Here is a 17,321-nt window from a genome sequence, read left to right as displayed (position 1 = left end):
TCCCGTCAAAAACCGTATCGTGAAAGCCGCCATGGCTGTTGCGTGCCGTCCTCGCGACAGCGCGCAGGCGCCTATCAGTCGTCGAGTTGCTGATGCCCGTTCTCGATCTCCATGGAGCAGTCATGAGAGTTTTCGTCTTAATGGCGGGCGTCCTTTGCCTCGCCGCTTTTTCCTCGGCGCAAACATCGGCCCAGAGCGCGGCGATAGTCTCAGAGGTCTCAAGCGACGTCATGGGCGATTGGCGACGCCATGAAATCGTCAGGAGCTACCGAGACGACGCGGGCTGTCAACTGGTCATCATTAATTATCATCACACGGACGGCGGTGTCGACGTCCGCGAGAACCGTGATTGCAGCAAGTTCTGATGACGCCGAACGGCAGGTCGCAATCGGCGGGAATTTAGCGACAGCGTGAGCAAACTCGTGACCTCCGCGACAATTGCGCGGGACAGCACGAGAAATGGGACTGAGCTGGCTATCCCGCCAGGATCTCGGTTGGAACCATCCCCATGGAGACGCCCATGGTCGCGGTCGCCGACGGGCTCGACACGACGCGACATCATTTGGAGGCATGTAGATGACCAGGTCTGGCGCGGGCAGGAAAAGGCGCACCGTCCTTCTTAGATCTCTTGCCGAGAAATGCGATGAGCACGGCCCCCTTATAGCAGTGTCCGCAGTTGCGGCGGCTGGCCTGCTGACAATTTACATGACTTTCTTGCAATGGTGTGGGTGACTATGACGACGGATGTTGCCGGCGGTGAAAATCCGCGCATAAACGGGGCTTACGGCGCGCGGGATCGAGGCGCATGTCATGCAACCGTCGAGCGTTCCGGTGGAGCGGCGCAAGCGGCGAGCAAAATCGGATAAAATCGACGCCGATCTTCTGCTGCGAACGGATCGTGTCCCCGTGAATGGTGCAGGACGACGGGAGAAAGCCGCTTGCGAAGCGCGCTCCCGATAGCGCTGTAGGGAAGCGAGCGGCTTTCGGCGGCAACCGACAAGTCTCCGGTTAAGTTCGGGTTGCGGATCAGGTCGTGGCGCGCCTTGTCGAGAACGAGCGCTCCCTTCTGCCGCCCTCTCTGTCTGGGTCCCAGCGCCTCGACGGTCGGCGTTCGACGATAGGCCGCGATCAGGCGGTAGAGCGTCGCCCGGCTCACTCCGAGCTCAAGGGCGACTTCTTCGACGCGCCCATCTTGAGCCGCTCGCCGTCGGATCGCCCGAGGCAACGTAGAGCGCGAGCCGCGCCTGCCGCCAGAAACGCTGGCCGGCGAACACGGCAATGAGCGTCAGGGTCGTGAGGACCAGCGGCGCAGGCGGGCGCGCGACCCAGCATCATCGATACAACCTGAACAATGGTTGAGATCAAGCTCCATCTTGCGCCCACGCGGGTGGTCCGCCTCGCCATTATTGGCCAAGGCCAGCGCGCTCCCGGCCCGAAAAACAGCCTTGACCTCAACCATTGTTAAGGTTGCATAGCTTGGCGCGACTTGACGTCACAAGTCCCTCGATCCGCGAGGATGAGGCCTGTTCCGGAGTCGATGTTCGCGCCCAGCCGTCGAATTCGCCTCCGTTTGATCGAGAGAGGATTCAAGATGACAAGCATGTTCGGCCGCGCCCGCGCGCCATCTCATCGAACACAGATAACGCCGCTTTTCGGCTGCGCGCGCATGAGGCGCTTCTCGCTCGCCAAGGCGTCGCCGGCGCGAGTCCCCTGATGGATCGGATGGTTGCGCCCGATGATCGGACACCGGCCGGGCGCGCAATATTGGAGAGTTCCGTGAACGCAACGCACTCCTCGCGCCTGGTCTTCATCGGCGCCGCCCTCATGGCCTTGACCGCCTTCGCGGGCGCCGGCGGCGAGCCCGCTTCAAGCGCGCCGCCTGTTCCCCACACGGTCGATGGGTACAAGACCGGCGCGACGGGCAATGACTGCCTGACCTGCCATGGCGCGGCCGCCCAGGCGGCGCCGGCCGCGCGCGAAATATCAGACGATCATTACCTGCATCGCGACGGCGTCCGCCTCGACAGGATCCTTGCGACGCGCGTGAACTGCACCCAATGTCATCGGCCGACCGCCGACGCCAAACCGCTTCCCGCCGCACCCGGAGGCCGTCATGACTGAGTCGGAGAAAGGAGATGGGCGGCAGAATTGGAGCGGCCGGCTTGCGTCTGTGTGGCGACAGCTCCGGTCGCCGACAGCGCGCTGGTCTCTGGGCGGGATTCTGGTTGTCGGCTTCGCCGCCGGCGTGATCTTTTGGGGTGGGTTCAACACCGCGCTGGACCTGGCCGACCGCGAAACATTCTGCATCTCCTGTCACGAGATGAGAGACAACGTCTATCAGGAATTGCGCGGCACGATCCACGACAGCAACCGCACCGGCGTGCGCGCCACTTGTGCGGATTGCCACGTGCCTCACGCCTGGGTCTGGAAGATCACGCGCAAGATCGGAACCCTGTTCCACGAATTGCCGCACAAGCTGCTCGGCACGATCGATACGCCCGAGAAATTCGCCGCGCACCGGCTCGAACTCGCCGTGAACGAATGGCGGCGAATGAAAACCACCAACAGCCGCGAATGTCGCAATTGCCACGACTTCACGCATATGGACTTTTCGGCGCAGGCGAAGGCCTCGGCCGAACGACACAAGGCGGCTTTCGCCGCCGGCAAGACCTGCATCGACTGCCACCAGGGCATAGCCCACCGCCTGCCTGATAAGGCCGCAGAGGCGGCGGAGGCGCTGGATGACGAGCTGGCCGGCAAGGGCGAGGCGGTCGAAGCTTTCCTTAAAGCGCTGCGTGACAAGGAGGCTGGCGCCGCCTCGCATTGAACGGAGCGGGCGCGCCCGATCGGCCCAGGCGTGGCGTCATCCGGCGTCACGCCGGGGTCGCGGCGATCCATTTTGTCGCCTGCGGCGCCCGACAGGCGTGCAAGGCGGCCAGCAACGGGATCGCCTCGCGTTCGACGATCAGCATGTCGCGGTGAACGGGCTTCAGTAAAGCCTCCTCGACGACGTTGTCGAGGAAGGCCGCCAGGCCCCTATGGAATCCGTTGACGTCCAGCAGCGCGCAAGGCTCGTTTTCGCGGGGCGCGATGCCGGGACCGCAAACTTGAGAGGCTGAAGCAAAGCCGCCGCTGCGCCGAGCGGGCGACCTTGCGCAATGATATCATTACCTTTATATTGATAGCAATATCATCAGTTATCAATGAACGCCATCATGCCCGCTGTCACCATCCGCAACCTCTCCGAAGAAACGCATCGCGCCCTCAAAGTCCGCGCGGCGCAGCACGGCCGCAGCACAGAAGCGGAAATGCGCCATATCCTGGAAACCGCAGTGCTTCCGGCCAACCGCCTTCGTCTCGGCAGCGCGCTTGCGGAAATGAGCCGCTCGATCGGCCTGACCAACGGCGACGTAGAGGCCCTCGAACAGGCCTGCGAACATAACCCCGCAGACCCGCTGCGCTTCGAATGATCCTGCTCGACACCAATGTCGTCTCCGAGGCGATGAAGCCTGAACCAGCTCCGGCCGTCCGCCAATGGCTTGATGAACAGGCGGCGGAAACGCTTTTTCTCTCCAGCGTCACGATCGCCGAGCTGATGTTCGGCATCGGCGCGCTTCCCGCAGGCAAGCGCAAGGATAGACTGGCCGCCGCGCTCGAAGGCGTGCTTGACTTCTTCGTGAACCGCATCCTGCCGTTCGATACGAATGCGGCCCGCCGTTACTCCGACATGGCCGTGAAGGCGCGCGCCGCCGGGAAAGGCTTCCCCACAGCGGACGGCTACATCGCCGCCATCGCCGCTTCACACGGTTTCGCCGTCGCATCCCGCGATGCCAGCGCATTCGCAGCCGCCGGCCTAGTCGTGATCGACCCCTGGATCGCTGGCGCCTGACGATGGGCAATGGCGGACAGCTGACGGTCCCGAGCGGCGCCAGCAAGGGCAGGTTCGCGCCACAAGCGGGCAATCGCAGTTGGTGCGCCTGAATTTCCGCGGTTCGACCCAAACGAGGCCGACGGCGAGGTTGTCGCCATGACTGGAGACAGCTTGAACGATGCGCTCTCTTGGAAAGCCGCGCATGCTGGGTCTCCAGCGGCCGTGGAGGGATTTGGCCGGGAAGCGCCGGGGCATCTCAATGCTTGCCAAATGATCGAGGCCAACGCAAATTTGATCGGATTAAGCTCAGCCGATCAGGGCGCTCGCATGGACTTCATAACGGATAGGGTGGCGGTCGGCGACGCGGGGGAGGTTGAAAACGCCGAGGGATTGCGTCGGCGACGGATTGGCGCCGTGCTCAGCCTTGCGCGCTTCGACCATCCACCGCTCGCCATGCCCCACGCTGTGATCGAGATCGCGGATCGGCGAGCCCTTTTGGGGGAAAGCATCAGCGCCGCCACGGCTTTCATCAAGACCCATGTCGCCGCTGGACGTCGCGTGCTCGTTCATTGCAAGGCCGGCATATCGCGTTCGCCCGCCCTGACACTGTGCTATCTCCATGAATTAGAAGGATATTCCATCGAAGAGGCCTTGGCGCGGGTGAAAGCCCGGCGGCCCCAGGCCGATCCGCATCCGACCCTGCTGGCGTCGATCCGCGCGCATTACGGCCAGGAGGTCGCGCCGTTTGTCGATGTCTCCTCGAATGAAAACCCCTATGGCCCGTCGCCGCGCGTCCTTTCGGCGTTGGTCGCGGCGGCCGCGACGGCGCATCTTTATCCCGATGGACCCGGCGATTCCTTGCGCGAGGCTTTGGCGCAGCGCCTCGGGGTCGGGACGGAAAACATCGTTCTCGGCAACGGTTCGACGGAAATTCTGGAAATGACGGCCCGCGCGCTGCTGGGACCGGACAGCGAAGCCATCATCGGCTGGCCTTCGTTTCCGACCTACCGCGCTATGGCGCGCCGCGCCGGCGCCAGGGAGGTTCTTGTCCCCCTGGTCGATCACGATTACGACCTCGACGCTATAGCCGCGCGGATTTCGGAGAATACCGGGTTGATCGTGCTCGGTAATCCCAACAATCCCACCGGTCGCGTCATCGGCAAGGCGGCCATGGGCCGTTTGCTGGATCGCCTGCCGCCGCATGTGGTCCTGTGCCTGGACGAGGCCTATTGCGATTATGCGGACCGTCAAGACTTTCCCGATTCGCTGGAGGCTGTGAGGTCGGGACGTCCGCTGGTGGTGGTGCGCACCTTTTCCAAGGCTTTTGGTCTGGCCGGACTGCGGATCGGCTACGCCGTGGCGCCGCCCGCGCTGGCGCGGCGCATCGACAGCTTTCGCCAGCGATTTAATACGAGCAGTATCGCGCAAGCCGCCGCGCTCGCCGCACTTGACGACCGCGACCATGTGGCGAGGTCAGCGGCGTTGAACGTTTCCGCGCGCGAAAAACTTTGCGCCGGTATTGCGGAGCTTGGACTGGCTTTCGTGAAGAACTCGGAGGCCAATTTTGTGATGATCGACGTGGGTGACGGCGCGGCGATCACCGCCGAACTGCAAAAGTCGGGCGTGCGCGTGAAATCTCTCGACGCCATCGGGCTGCCGGCCTGCATCCGGGTCAGCGTCGGGACGCCGGAGCAGAACGCGCGCCTTGTCGAAACCCTGGCGTGGTTGCAACGCCACGTCGATGCGGCCGCCGGCGTCGGGCGGAACCTGCGCGCGCTGGAAGCGACAAGCGCATGAACCTGCACCAGCTGCGCATCTTCTGCGCCATCGCCCAGTCCAAGACCTTGACGCAGGCGGCCAAGCAGATGGGGCTGACACAGCCGACGCTGTCGCAGCAATTGTCGAGCCTGGAGGAAAAAGTCGGCACGAAGCTGTTCGAGCGCACGCTGAACCAGATGGAAATCACCGTCGCGGGGGAGTTCCTGCTGCGCCGCGCGCTGCAAATCCTCAACGAGGTGGAGAGCACGGAGGAGCAGCTTCGGGAATTCGCCACCGGCAAACGCGGCGTCATCCGGCTGGCGGGCATCAATTCCATCGTGCGCGCGGTGGCGCCGCAGGCAATCGGGTTGCTCAAGCAGCGCCTGCCCGAAGTCGAGTTCGACATTCACGAGATGTCGCCGACGGAGGTGCTGGACCTGCTCTATGCGCGCCAGGTCAACATCGGTCTGGTCGCCGTGGGGTCGCTGGCCAAGAGCAATGTGTCGTTCAGGGAAGTTCCTGTCGTGACCGATCCCTATGTCCTGGTGACGCCAGCCGGACTCGGACTTGCTGCGGTCGCCGATCTCGAAGACCTTCCGGCGGACAAGCGCGCCATGCTGAGAAACTGCATCCGCTTCAACTTCGCCTCGCAACTGTCGCGGCGGTTTGAAAGCTGGCAGCAGCAGATGTTGCCGGGACACAGCCTGGTTGCGCAATGCCGCAGCTATGACGTGGCGCTCAGCCTTGTCCGTTCGGGCCTCGGCGTATGTCTGGCGCCTGCGCTCGCCGTGCATGAGAACGGGCGCAGTCTGGAGGGCGTCGATCTCTACGCCACCAATCTGCCGGCGCGGCAAACCGTGGCCATGGTTCCCGCTCAAAGTTTGCGCGTCGAGCCCTACAAGACCTTTCTCGACGCGCTGCGCGAAGCCGGAGCGCGCACGCCCTTGCCAACAATCCTGCCGATGCCGCCCTTCATGAAACGCGCGGCGGAGCTGACGGAATTGGGGGCGCTTGTTTGAAACCCCATTGGAAAGGCCAATGGCGCCCATAGATTTACACCGGCGCGAACCGCCGCCTATCATCCCTGAATAACAACGAGACCGAAACGCAGGCGCCCCGCAAGGGAGAAAAGACCCAAGCGTTCGGACCAGGGAAGGCGACGACATGGTCATGATGATGGCCCCGGGAGGGACCAGGGAAATGTGCCGTCTTGTGCTCGACGAGGGCGCGGACGCCGTCTATGTCGGCGTGGTCGGCTGGAGCCGCAGGGGCGCCGAACACGAACTCTCCGACGACGAAATTCGCCATGTGATCGACGACGCGCAGGCGCGGGGACGCGAAGTGCGCGTCGTCGTCAACACGCTGCCCAGCTCTACCGAAATCCCGATGTTCCTCGATCGCATCCAGCAATATGCGGGCTGGGGCGCCAGGGGCTTCATGATCAGCGACGTCGGCTGCATGCGGCTGGTGAAGACGCTGCTGCCCGATGTGGCGGTTCACACCAGCGTCGGCTGTGGCGTCACCAATTTCGAGGATGTGCGTTTTTTGCGCGACAACGGGGCGACGCACGTTGTTCTGCCCTACCGCATGACTGTCGAGGAAATCGCCGAGATCAAGCAGAAGACTGGCGTCGGCATCGAGGTGTTCCTGTTCAAGACGCCGTCCGGGGGCAAGATTTGTCCCGGCAAATGCATGATGTCCAGTTATTTCAGCTATCGCCGCTGGCTCGACGAAACGGGAAAAGATCATTTCTATGGCAGCGCCAGCCGTGGCGGCGATTGCCTGCGGGTGTGCCAGTCGGAATGGGATTTTGGCCCGGACGACGCCTTCATCCGCCACGGCATGACCATCAAGACCAATCCCGCTCTGTGGCTCGACGAACTGCCGGCCTATCTGGCGGCGGGCGTGGATTGTTTAAAAGTTCCAGGACGCGACCGGTCCGACCTGCTGGTGCGCGACATCGTGCGCTTCTATCGCCGCGTGCTCGATAGAATTCAGGAAAGCGACAACCCTGACCTTTCGGGCTTCCGCGAGCCGTTGCTGGTGTTTCACCAGCGCTGGAAGGTCGAGCGCGGCATCCGCGACAACCGCCTGATCGGCGAGGCCGAGCGCGAAGCGCGGCGCGTCGAGCGCGAGCAGGTGTCCGCGAAGAATTTCGAAGTCGTGATCTGAACGAGGCCTTCCATGTTTGAGCTTTCCACCAATGTGGCGTCGCCGCAGCAGCTTCGCCGTGGGGATTTTTCCGCCTATGACGCGCTCTATCTCGGCGAGTTCTCCTGCCTGAGCTACCCCAACAATTTCTGCGCCCATCCCGAATTCTTGGCGGACGCGGCGGAGCAGGTCCATGCGCTCGGCAAGAAGGCGTATCTTCGGCTGTTCGCGGTGCCGAGCAATCATGACCTGCCGACCGTGCGAAAGGTCATCGAAGCGGCGCTCGCTTTGCCGTTCGACGGGTTCGAGGTTCACAATCTCGGCCTGCTGCAAATGCTGAAGGAGATGGGCAACACCAAGCCGATCCATCTCGGCGTGTTCGGCAATCTCTACACCGACGCGACGGCGCGCGTGGTCAAGGATTACGGCGTCACCCGCGTCTATCCCAATCCCGAACTCAGCCTCGACGAAGCCATCTACATCAGGGACAACACGCCGATCGACGTGCTCATTCCCGTGCATGGCAAGATCCCGCTGGTGGTGGCGGAAACCTGCTTCATCCACGAAAATTCGGGCGGGCTTCCCGGCGAGGACTGCAAGTTCAAGTGCGCGCAGGAACATTGGCTGACCCGCGCCTCCGGCGACTGGTCGCTCAAGGACACCGGCTGCATGACGCTGAGCGGCGCCGATCTCTGCATGCTCGAACATGTCGAAAAGCTCACAGCCGCCAAGCTCAACGCCTTTTATGTCCAGAGCCATGGCGAGAGCCCCGAGTACATCGCGACCGTCGGGCGCATCTACCGCGACGCCTTCACGAAAGCTTTCGCGGGCGAGACGGAAGGCGATGTCCAGCCGCTGCTGCAAGAGCTGTCGGGGTTGGCGAAAATGGGCCTGTGCAACGGTTACTATTTCGGCGACGCGGGCCGCCGCTATGTGGGGCGGACATGAGCAACCCCGCCCTTCTCGCGCCGGGCGGCACGCTCGACATGGCGATGACCGCCGTCGATGAAGGGGCGGACATCGTCTATGTCGGCCCACTCGGCTGGAGCCGGCGGCCCTATGAATCGGAGATGACGGACGACGACATTCGCGCCGCCATCGACTATGCCGGAGAACGCGGACGCCAGGTCCGCGTGGTGCTCAACACCTTTCCCAGCCCGTTCGAAATGGACGATTTCGCGCGCAAGGCGGAGCTTTACGCGGGCTGGGGCGCGTCGGGCTTCATCGTCACCGATCCCGGCGCTATCAGCCTGATCCGGCGTCTCGTTCCCGATACGCTGATCCACGTCAGCATCGGCAGCGGCATCACCAATTCCTGGGACGCGGAATTCTATCGCGAACTCGGCGCGGACGTGATCATCCTGCCTTATCGCTGGGACGTCGAGGAGATCGCGGAGACCCGCTGCGTCTCCGGCATCGGCCTCGAAACGTTTCTGTTCGAGACCGTGCAGACGGGCAAAATCTGTCCGGGCAAATGCATCATGTCGAGCTATCTGAAATTCCGCGAATGGCTGGATATCGAAGGCAAGGATACTTTTGGCAGCGCCAACCGGGGCGCGAAGGAATGCTACCGCGTTTGCCAGACCAACTGGGAATTTTCAGCCGAGCATGGCGATCCCGTCCAGATCAAACTGCGCCGCGACGCGAGGCTGATGCTGGAGCAATTGCCTGTTTTCGTCGAACTGGGCGTGAAGTGCTTCAAGATTTCCGGGCGTGAGCGCCCGACCGCGATGATCCGCGATCTCGTGCGCTTCTATCGCAAGGCGCTTGACGGAATCGCCGCCGGCCAGACCGACATGAGCGTGTATGTTGATGAACTCGCGGCCCTGCGCGCCCGCTGGACGGTGGAGAAACGCAAGCGTGTCGATGTGTTGATGGATCGCGCCGAGCATTGCGCCGATGCGGCGCCCGCCTTGGCGATGGCGCGATGACGGCTTCGCATGGGCTTTTGCGCGCGGCATTCGAATCGAGCGGCAGCCCGTCCTGGGTGATGCGGGTGATCCGCGCGCGCGGACTCGACCGTCGTCATGGTTTTGAACTGGAGCTGGTTTTGGGCGGTGATCGCGGCGATAGCCGCGTTCAGGCCACGCAAAACGTGCTCGCCGAACGTCGCGCCGATCTGATTGATACCGACTGGCTGTCCATGACCCGCAGCCAAAAATCCGATGCGCCGCTGACCGCCGTTTTTCCCTATGGCAAGATCATGGGCGCGCTGGTGGTCGCCTCCGGTTCGGGTATCGACGACCTGAAAGATTTGCGCGGACGGCGGGTGGGCGTGATCCGCGCTTCGGACAAGAACTGGCTGGTCGCGCGCGCCGCCTGCCGCAAGCGGCATGGTTTCGATCCGCAGGGGGAGGCGCGGGTCGCGGAGGCGCTGTCGAAGACCACGCTGATCGGCTGGCTTGAATCCGGCGAGGTGGAGGCCGCCGCTCTGCCGTGGCATCTGGCGCCGCGCGTGACCGCGAACGCACGATTCCGCCAGCTTTGCGACGTGCTCGACCTGCTGCCAGATCTTGGCGCGCCGTCCATTCCCACCACCTTTTTCGCAACGCGGCCGGCGTTCGCCTCGACCCATCCGCAGTTGATCGCAGGTTTCGTCGCGGCCTACCGCGATGCGGTGGCGCTCATGCGCGCGGACGAAAACATCTGGCGCGAGGCGGCGGCGGAGCCGGGCGACGCTCCCGCCGTGCTCGCCAGCCTGCGCGCCGCGTGGTTGCGGAGGATTTGCGACGCGTGGCCTGACGAAGCCTCGCGCGAAAAACTCGACGATTTCTTTGAACGGCTCAGGAGCGCGGACGATATCGATTTCGTCGTCCCGGCGCTCGCATAAGAGCCGGCGAATGGGGGATAAAATGGTTGCTTTGATGGGACCGGGCGGCACGTTCGACATGGCGGTCGCCGCATTGCAGCGCGGTTGCGACTCCGTCTTCGTCGGCCCCAAGGGCTGGAGTCGCCGGCCCGCCTCCGACGAACTGGAGGAAGAGGAGATTCGCGACCTCATCCACTGGGCGCGGCCGCTCGCCAAGGATGTGCGTGTCGCCATCAATGTCATGCCCAATCCCGAGGAAATTCCCGCCTTCCTCCTCAAGGTGGAGCGTTATGCGCTGTGGGGCGCCGGCGGCGTAATGATCTGCGATCCCGGCTGCATCAAGCTGGTGCGCGAGAGATGCCCCGATCTCGACATCCACGTCAGCGTGACGGCGGGCGTTTTCAATGCGCGCGACATTCGTTTTTACCGCGAACTCGGCGCCAATATCGTCGTCATTCCCTATCGCTGGGGAACGGCGGAGCTGGAAGAGATTCGCGACGAGACCGGCGTCAGCCTGGAAGCCTTCATGTTCCAGACCGTGAAGCGCGGCCGCATCTGTCCCGGCCGCTGCTATTCCTCAAGCTATTTCCTGATTTCGCATGACCGCGACGCGGCGGGCAAGGATCACCACGTCGGCAGCGCCAGCCGTGGCGGCTCTTGCCACCGCATCTGCCGGGCGAAATGGGACCTCGCCATCGACGCGCAAGACGTTTCGGGCCATCCCGATCTCAAGGCCTCGCCCGAATTGCTGCTGTGGGAAATGCCGGATTATGTCCGGCTCGGCGTCGATCGCTTCAAGATTCCGGGACGCGAGCGTTCGGTCCAACTGGTGGCCGACATCTGCGGCTTCTATCGCCGCGCGCTCGACCATGTGCTCGCGGGCGACAATGATGTGTCCGGCTTCGCCGACGAGTGGAACGAGATCCGCGTCCGCTGGACCCGCGAGCGCTGCCGCCGCGACGATGCGCGCATCGTCCACGCGCAGGCGTCCTGAACCTTTTCCTTTGGCCGCTTTTCGACGGATGCGAACGCATGACCGGCGCAATCGAGTCTGTGTCCTTTTCAGAAGTCGCCCTTTTTCCGCAGCAGGCGCCGCGCGCGCGGCGGCGCGATCTCATCCGCGCGCTCGACGATATCGGAGCGGGCGACGCGCCGCTGGTCGGCGGCAAGGTTCATCCTCTTGGGGCGCTGCGACGAAAGGGCTTTTGCATTCCGGACGGTTTTTGCGTCACGACGGAAGCGTTTCGCCAATCCCGCTGCGGCGACGACATTTGTCTGCCGCCGCAATTGCGCGAAATGCTCGTGGAAGTCTGGCGGCGCAGCGGCTTCGCCACGGCGGCGGTGCGCAGTTCCGCCACCGAGGAGGACGGGCGCGATACCTCCTGGGCTGGCGTGTTTCCCACCGTTCTGCCTGTGCGTAATGCCGACGAGATGATCGCGGCGGTCGAAACCTGTTTTCGCGCGCTGCATGCGCCCGAGGCCGAGTTTTTGCGCGCGCGCGTCATTGGGAACAAGCCGCCGGCCATGGCCGTGCTGGTTCAGGAGTTGGTCGATGCGCAGGCCTCGGGGATCGTCTTCACCGCAAATCCCGTCACCGGCGCGCGCGGCGAAATCGTCATCAACGCGACGCGCGGGCTGGGCGAGCCGCTGGCCTCGGGCCGCGTCAACGGCGATGTCATCGTCGCCGGGCGAGACGGCGCGATCCGGTCGGAAACCGTTACGGACCAGACGTTCATGCTGACATCAGCCGGTCCTGTCGCGCTCGCGCCCACGCGCGCGAAAAAGCCGGCTGTGACGCGGGCGCAGGCCAAAGCGCTCGTTGGTCTGGCGGTCGAGATCGAAGCCTTGTTCGGCTGTCCGCAGGACATCGAATTCGCCATTCGGGGCGGCCGCATCCATGTCATCCAGGCGCGGCCGATCACGGGCGCGGACCGGGCGTCGATCGGCGAAGACGAAGTCGAGAGCTATCTCGAAACGACGCGCGCGCAACTCGCGAACCGCGTCGCGTCCCTGCGGCGTCAGGGCCAGCTGGAGGGGCGGCGCGCGATCTTCAGCAACGGCAATATCGGCGAATTGCTGCCGACCCCGACGCCGATGAGTTTCGGCCTGTTCCGCGCGATCTTCGCCGGCCCCGGCGCGGCGATCGCCACCGGGCGCCGCAAGCTCGGCTATGTGCTGGAACAGGACGCCGCTGAACCGCTTTACGAACTGATTTGCGGCCAGCCCTATTTCAATGTCGAGATCGACGCGAAAACTTTCCGCATTGGCCCCGAAATCGAGGTGGACGACATTCTTGACCGCATCGCGCGCGAGCCGGGCCGCGCCTCTTATCCCGAATTCGGCCTCTATGCCCAGGGATTGAGCCTCGATGAGGCGCAGGCGCGCCACGGCGCCGAGGAGGGCCGCAAGCGCCATGACGCCTTCTGGCGTTTCCACGCGGCCATGCGCAAGGCGGCCGGCGACATGCTTCGCCGCCGCGAAAGCGACGAGCGCGCATGGCTCCGCGCGCTTGAGCCGCCCAGGCGCGACGAAATCGACGGCTCTGAAAATGATCTGCTCGCCGCTTTCCAGCAGCGGCTCGACCGCCTGCGCCAAAACCTCTGCGTCGATTTCGTCATGGCCGCGCGCATCGCCTTCTTCTTCGCCGATCTCGTTCGCTGGCGGCTGCAATGTCATTTCGGCGACGACGGGCTGACCGGCGACCTGCTCAAGGGGCTCGACGGCAGCATGGTCACGCGGCAAGCCTTCGATCTCGAAGGTTTGGCGCGCGGACGGATCGGCCTTCACGCCTTCCTGTCGTCCCATGGTCATTGCGCCGCGAACGAACTGGAGATTTCGCTGCCACGCCTGGCGGAGGATCCGCAAGCGGTGGACAAGCTGTTGCGGGAGCTGACCGCTTCCGGGCGCCGGCCGGGGGCGGAATTCCGCGAACAACAACGCCAGCGCCGCGCCACGCAGCGGGCGGTTCGGCGCCAACTGGCGGCGCGCGGCGCGAGCGAGGACGAAATCCGCGCCTTGTTCGCCGATCTGCGCCTCGCCCAGGCTTTCCTGCCGCTGCGCGAAACCAACAAGCATTGTTACACCGGAGAGTACCGCGCGTTGCGAGACATCCTGCTCGAAATCAACCGGCGGCTGGGATGGGCGGACGGCGACATCTTCTATCTGGAGCCGGGTGAACTTGACGATGGTTTCGAGACGCCCGAGGCGTTCGCGCCATTGGTTCGGGCGCGAAGGCGCGAGCGAAAGATCGCCGCCCTGCTCGCCGCGCAACGGCGCGTTCCCGCCGTGGTGTCCGCCGAGGCGTTACATCGCCTCGGCGCGCGGGCGAAAACCGCCGCGGGCGGGCTGAAAGGCGCGCCCGTGGCTCCCGGCGCCGTCGTGGGCCGGGTGATGCTGCTCGACGAGGGCGCGAGCGGCCCGCCGCATGGCTCCTGTCGGGAGCGGATCATCGTCACCCGCTCCGCCAATCTCGGACTGGCGCCCTTGCTGCGCGTCGCCGCCGGGCTGATCGTCGAAGTCGGCGGCGTGCTCGCCCATGCCGCCTGCCAGGCGCGCGAGAGCGGGGTTCCGGCCCTGGTGCTGGAGGGGGCGACCAGTCTGCTGCGCGACGGCGCGTTGGTGAGCCTCGACGGCGCCACCGGGCGCGTCGAAATCCTTGAGGCGCCGCAATGAACCTGTTCGATCTCGCCGGACGCAGGGTTCTGGTCACCGGCGCCGGCGCCAATGGCGGCGTCGGCCACGCGCTCGCCCTGGGATTTTTCCGCGCTGGCGCGCAACTGGCGGTTTGCGACATCGATGAAGAGGGGCTGGCGCGCACGGCGCAGGAGATCGGCAAGACGGCCTTGGCGGCGCGCTGCGACATTTCCAGCGAGGCCGATGTCGACGCGCTGTTCGCCCGGATCAAGGATACGCTCGGCGGTCTCGACGTTCTCGTCAACGTCCCCTTCGTGTTTCCGCGCCGTTGCCCGCCGCACGAACTGCCGCTGGCCGATTGGGACCGGATGTTCGCCGTCAACGTCACCGGCTATTTCCTGTGCATCCGCGCCGCGCTGCCGCTCATGCTGGCGCAGGGAAACGGCTGCATCATCAATATCGGCTCGAACGCCGGCGAGACGGCGCTCGGACGCGGCGCCTTCGCCTACAGCGCCACCAAGAGCGCGGTTCATCAGATGACCAGGGAACTCGCCGTCGAATATGGCGGGCGCGGCGTGCGCGTGAACGCGCTGGCGCCGGCGCAGGTTCTGACGCCCGGACTCGCCGCGCACATGGACAATCCGCATTTCCGCGACAAAGTGCTGCCGCGCATCCTGATGGGCCTGCCGATGGGGCGCTTGCTTGCGCCCGAGGACATGGTGGGCCCTGCGCTGTTTCTGGCCTCGGAGGCGGCGGCTTGCGTCAATGGCGTGATCCTGCCGGTCGATGGCGGCAATCTCGCCATGAACGCGGGCGGCGGCGCCCCCGGAGCGCAGTAACCGCCGATGAAACTGTTGCGATACGGGCCGCCCGGTTTCGAAAAACCTGGACTTCTCGACCGGCATGGACATATCAGGAGCCTGGCGAGTCAGGTGTCCGACATCGGCGGCGCGACGCTGGCGCCGGCGCAACTCGAGTCTCTGCGGCGGCTCGATCCCGAAGACTTGCCATTGGTGGAAGGGGCGCCCCGCCTCGGTCCGCCGGTCGCGGGCATTGGCAATGTCATCGCCATCGGCCTGAACTATCCCGGCCATGGCGCCCAATACGAAATCCCATCCGAACCCATCATTTTTTCCAAGCATACCGGGGCTGTTTGCGGTCCGAACGACCCGATTGAAATCCCGCCCGGCGCGACCAAGGTGGATTGGGAGGTCGAACTGGCGGTGGTGATCGGGCAGCGCGCCAAAAGAATTCCCGTCGACAAGGCGCTCGACCACATCGCCGGCTACACGCTCGCCAACGACGTGTCCGAGCGCGATTTTCAGAATGAGCGCGGCGGGCAATTCATAAAGGGCAAGTCGTACGAAAGTTTCTGTCCGCTCGGCCCCTGGCTGGTGACGAAAGACGAAGCGCCGGACCCGCAGGACATCAGGCTGTGGCTCGACGTCAACGGGCGCCGTGTGCAGGACGACAGCACGGCGAACATGATTTTTCCGGTCCGGGAACTGGTGAGCTATGTCAGTCAGTTCATGGCGTTGCAGCCCGGCGATGTGATCATTACTGGCGCGCCGCCGGGCGTGGGCATGACGCGGGGCTGGTATCTGAGCGCCGGAGATCAAGTCGATTTGGGCGCGTCAGGCCTCGGCGCGCAACGGCAGCGCGTGATTTGCGGCTTGCCGGCGAACTGAGGGCGGTTCGCCGTCTTCTCGCGGCGCGCGGCGCCGCGCGACGGAGTGCATCGCGTCAGTGAAAGTCGGCTTTGGGTCATGAAGAGACCGTCGCAGGCCTTGTCGGGAAGGTCGCCTTAGAGCGTGATCCCAAAAAGTGGACACCGGCTTTTGGAAAAGATCATGCGAAAACAAAGAGTCTGGAGCGCGATGCGTTTCCACGGAAACGCATCGCGCTCTAGGAGATTCAGCTAGAGTTTCCCCGCTTAGTCTGACTCGGAATTTTGGAGGGGCGGGGTTGGTGTCGGAATCGTCGTCGATAAAATGGTTCCGGCGTTACAAGAAACGGGGAGCTTTGCCGAGAAGCCCGGCAAGAAGGCTCTACCCTCGCCGTTGGACGCGCACGCGGAATGCTTCCGGCTTTGGTTGCGGGCGAGGGTGACTTGACGCTGGCTGAGATCGAAGCTCGGCTTCTGGACGAGCGTCAGGTCAAAACCTCGGACAGTTCGATCGCGCGGTTCTTTCAGCGCCACAACCTCAGCGATAAAAAACGTTGCACGCCAGCGAGCAGCATCGCGAAGACGTGGCGAAAGCGCGCGACGGCTGGAAAAAGATGCAGCCGGCGCTTGATCCGGACCGGCTTGTATTCATTGATGAAACCGGTACAAACACGCAAATGACGCGGACACGCGGCCGCTGCGCCAAGGGCGAGCGGCGTGTTGACTATGCGCCGCATGGCCATTGGAAAACGACGACCTTTGTCGCGGGATTGCGCAATGACGCCATCACCGCGCCCTGGTGGTTGACCGGCCAATGAACGGGGCGATCATCCAGGTTTGGTTTGCCCAGCGCCTCGCGCCAACTCTGAGGGAAGGCGACGTTGTCATCATGGACAACTTGCCCGCTCACAAGGTCGCGGGCGTGCGCGTGATCATCGAAAAGACGGGCGCAAGATTGCTCTATCTGCCGCCCTATTCGCCCGATCTCAATCCCATCGAGATGATGTTCGCCAAGCTCAAAGCCCTCTTGCGCAAAGCCAAGGAACGAACCGTCGATGAACTCTGGCGCCGCATCGGCGTCATTCTCGCCGACTTCAGCTCCCTGGAATGCTCTAACTTCTTCAGGCATGATGGATATGGATCATGTGAGCCGGGGAATGCTCTAACTGCGTAGAATGGCTCGGGGGCCCTGAATCTCGCAAGGCGCGTCACGCTGGAGGGATACCTCGTCGCGGTCGGAATCGGAGAACAACCACGATTTCCTGCCGAGGGCGATGCCGGACGATCAACCGCGCGGCCAAGGAGCTTGGCGGAGACGAGGACTGGCTGTTGGCCTTCACCGACTTCGGGATTGAGACACTGATCGATCTCATCAAAGTCCATAAGGACGATCCGACCATCCCGGCGAACCGATACCGCTGACGCCGCGCCCG

The 17,321-nt window shown here is 64.0% G+C and carries 19 protein-coding genes; 18 read left to right on the top strand and 1 reads right to left on the bottom strand.

All coding sequences use genetic code 11. The features are described from left to right. Positions 1 to 92 precede the first annotated feature (92 nt). Positions 93 to 365: a hypothetical protein gene (locus tag CCR94_RS04625; RefSeq protein WP_146089859.1), complete on the top strand. Its 273-nt coding sequence runs from the start codon at positions 93 to 95 to the stop codon at positions 363 to 365. Between the two features lie 443 nt (positions 366 to 808). Here CCR94_RS04625 and CCR94_RS24415 read toward each other — a convergent pair whose 3' ends face one another. Beyond that, the gene (locus CCR94_RS24415) at positions 809 to 1,156 is read right to left on the bottom strand and encodes a hypothetical protein (protein WP_244593936.1); all 348 of its coding nucleotides are present in this window, start codon (positions 1,154 to 1,156) and stop codon (positions 809 to 811) included. Positions 1,157 to 1,776: 620 nt separating this feature from the next. On the opposite strand from CCR94_RS24415, the gene CCR94_RS24410 reads away from it, so the two are divergent. The 17 genes from CCR94_RS24410 (at position 1,777) to CCR94_RS04545 (ending at position 17,062) form a co-directional block, all read left to right on the top strand. Further along, positions 1,777 to 2,121: a nitrate reductase cytochrome c-type subunit gene (locus CCR94_RS24410; protein WP_158254619.1), complete on the top strand. Its 345-nt coding sequence runs from the start codon at positions 1,777 to 1,779 to the stop codon at positions 2,119 to 2,121. After that, entirely contained in the window at positions 2,114 to 2,827 is a 714-nt protein-coding gene (locus CCR94_RS04615) for a NapC/NirT family cytochrome c (protein WP_104506704.1), read from the top strand. Before CCR94_RS24410 ends, CCR94_RS04615 begins: the two co-directional genes overlap by 8 nt. A gap of 388 nt (positions 2,828 to 3,215) precedes the next feature. Further along, entirely contained in the window at positions 3,216 to 3,470 is a 255-nt protein-coding gene (locus tag CCR94_RS04610; RefSeq protein ID WP_104506723.1) for a FitA-like ribbon-helix-helix domain-containing protein, read from the top strand. Beyond that, a complete protein-coding gene (locus CCR94_RS04605; protein WP_104506703.1) occupies positions 3,467 to 3,889 on the top strand; it encodes a type II toxin-antitoxin system VapC family toxin in 423 nt (140 codons plus the stop codon). Before CCR94_RS04610 ends, CCR94_RS04605 begins: the two co-directional genes overlap by 4 nt. A gap of 309 nt (positions 3,890 to 4,198) precedes the next feature. Beyond that, the gene (hisC, locus tag CCR94_RS04600; protein WP_158254618.1) at positions 4,199 to 5,668 is read left to right on the top strand and encodes a histidinol-phosphate transaminase; all 1,470 of its coding nucleotides are present in this window, start codon (positions 4,199 to 4,201) and stop codon (positions 5,666 to 5,668) included. After that, positions 5,665 to 6,648 (top strand): LysR family transcriptional regulator, encoded by a 984-nt coding sequence (locus tag CCR94_RS04595; RefSeq protein WP_104506701.1) that lies wholly within the window; start codon positions 5,665 to 5,667, stop codon positions 6,646 to 6,648. The genes hisC and CCR94_RS04595 overlap by 4 nt, the downstream gene beginning before the upstream one ends. A 181-nt stretch (positions 6,649 to 6,829) precedes the next feature. Then, positions 6,830 to 7,801 (top strand): peptidase U32 family protein, encoded by a 972-nt coding sequence (locus tag CCR94_RS04590; protein ID WP_206605775.1) that lies wholly within the window; start codon positions 6,830 to 6,832, stop codon positions 7,799 to 7,801. 12 nt (positions 7,802 to 7,813) lie between these two features. After that, positions 7,814 to 8,728 carry a peptidase U32 family protein gene (locus CCR94_RS04585; protein ID WP_104506699.1) on the top strand — a complete coding sequence of 305 codons (915 nt, stop codon included), beginning with the start codon at positions 7,814 to 7,816 and terminating at the stop codon, positions 8,726 to 8,728. After that, positions 8,725 to 9,711: a peptidase U32 family protein gene (locus CCR94_RS04580; protein WP_104506698.1), complete on the top strand. Its 987-nt coding sequence runs from the start codon at positions 8,725 to 8,727 to the stop codon at positions 9,709 to 9,711. The genes CCR94_RS04585 and CCR94_RS04580 overlap by 4 nt, the downstream gene beginning before the upstream one ends. Next, positions 9,708 to 10,610 (top strand): ABC transporter substrate-binding protein, encoded by a 903-nt coding sequence (locus tag CCR94_RS04575; RefSeq protein ID WP_146089856.1) that lies wholly within the window; start codon positions 9,708 to 9,710, stop codon positions 10,608 to 10,610. Before CCR94_RS04580 ends, CCR94_RS04575 begins: the two co-directional genes overlap by 4 nt. A gap of 22 nt (positions 10,611 to 10,632) precedes the next feature. Continuing rightward, on the top strand, positions 10,633 to 11,583 hold the full coding sequence (locus CCR94_RS04570; RefSeq protein ID WP_104506696.1) for a peptidase U32 family protein: 951 nt from the start codon (positions 10,633 to 10,635) through the stop codon (positions 11,581 to 11,583). A 38-nt stretch (positions 11,584 to 11,621) separates the two neighbouring features. Next, complete coding sequence (locus CCR94_RS04565) at positions 11,622 to 14,261, top strand: PEP/pyruvate-binding domain-containing protein (RefSeq protein ID WP_104506695.1); 2,640 nt, start codon at positions 11,622 to 11,624, stop codon at positions 14,259 to 14,261. Further along, positions 14,258 to 15,061 carry an SDR family NAD(P)-dependent oxidoreductase gene (locus tag CCR94_RS04560; protein WP_104506694.1) on the top strand — a complete coding sequence of 268 codons (804 nt, stop codon included), beginning with the start codon at positions 14,258 to 14,260 and terminating at the stop codon, positions 15,059 to 15,061. Before CCR94_RS04565 ends, CCR94_RS04560 begins: the two co-directional genes overlap by 4 nt. A 6-nt stretch (positions 15,062 to 15,067) precedes the next feature. Beyond that, the gene (locus tag CCR94_RS04555; RefSeq protein ID WP_104506693.1) at positions 15,068 to 15,910 is read left to right on the top strand and encodes a fumarylacetoacetate hydrolase family protein; all 843 of its coding nucleotides are present in this window, start codon (positions 15,068 to 15,070) and stop codon (positions 15,908 to 15,910) included. Positions 15,911 to 16,332: 422 nt separating this feature from the next. Further along, positions 16,333 to 16,569: a hypothetical protein gene (locus CCR94_RS24955; RefSeq protein ID WP_158254617.1), complete on the top strand. Its 237-nt coding sequence runs from the start codon at positions 16,333 to 16,335 to the stop codon at positions 16,567 to 16,569. Further along, the gene (locus CCR94_RS24950) at positions 16,566 to 16,706 is read left to right on the top strand and encodes a hypothetical protein (RefSeq protein WP_158254616.1); all 141 of its coding nucleotides are present in this window, start codon (positions 16,566 to 16,568) and stop codon (positions 16,704 to 16,706) included. The genes CCR94_RS24955 and CCR94_RS24950 overlap by 4 nt, the downstream gene beginning before the upstream one ends. After that, entirely contained in the window at positions 16,688 to 17,062 is a 375-nt protein-coding gene (locus tag CCR94_RS04545; RefSeq protein WP_425332311.1) for a transposase, read from the top strand. The genes CCR94_RS24950 and CCR94_RS04545 overlap by 19 nt, the downstream gene beginning before the upstream one ends. The last annotated feature ends 259 nt before the right edge of the window (positions 17,063 to 17,321 follow it).

It is taken from the genome of Rhodoblastus sphagnicola (genome assembly GCF_002937075.1).
GTDB classification, from domain to species: Bacteria; Pseudomonadota; Alphaproteobacteria; order Rhizobiales; family Beijerinckiaceae; genus Rhodoblastus; species Rhodoblastus sphagnicola.
The sequence above is the reverse complement of the archived record's forward strand: the minus strand, read 5'-3'. Positions and strand labels throughout refer to the sequence as shown.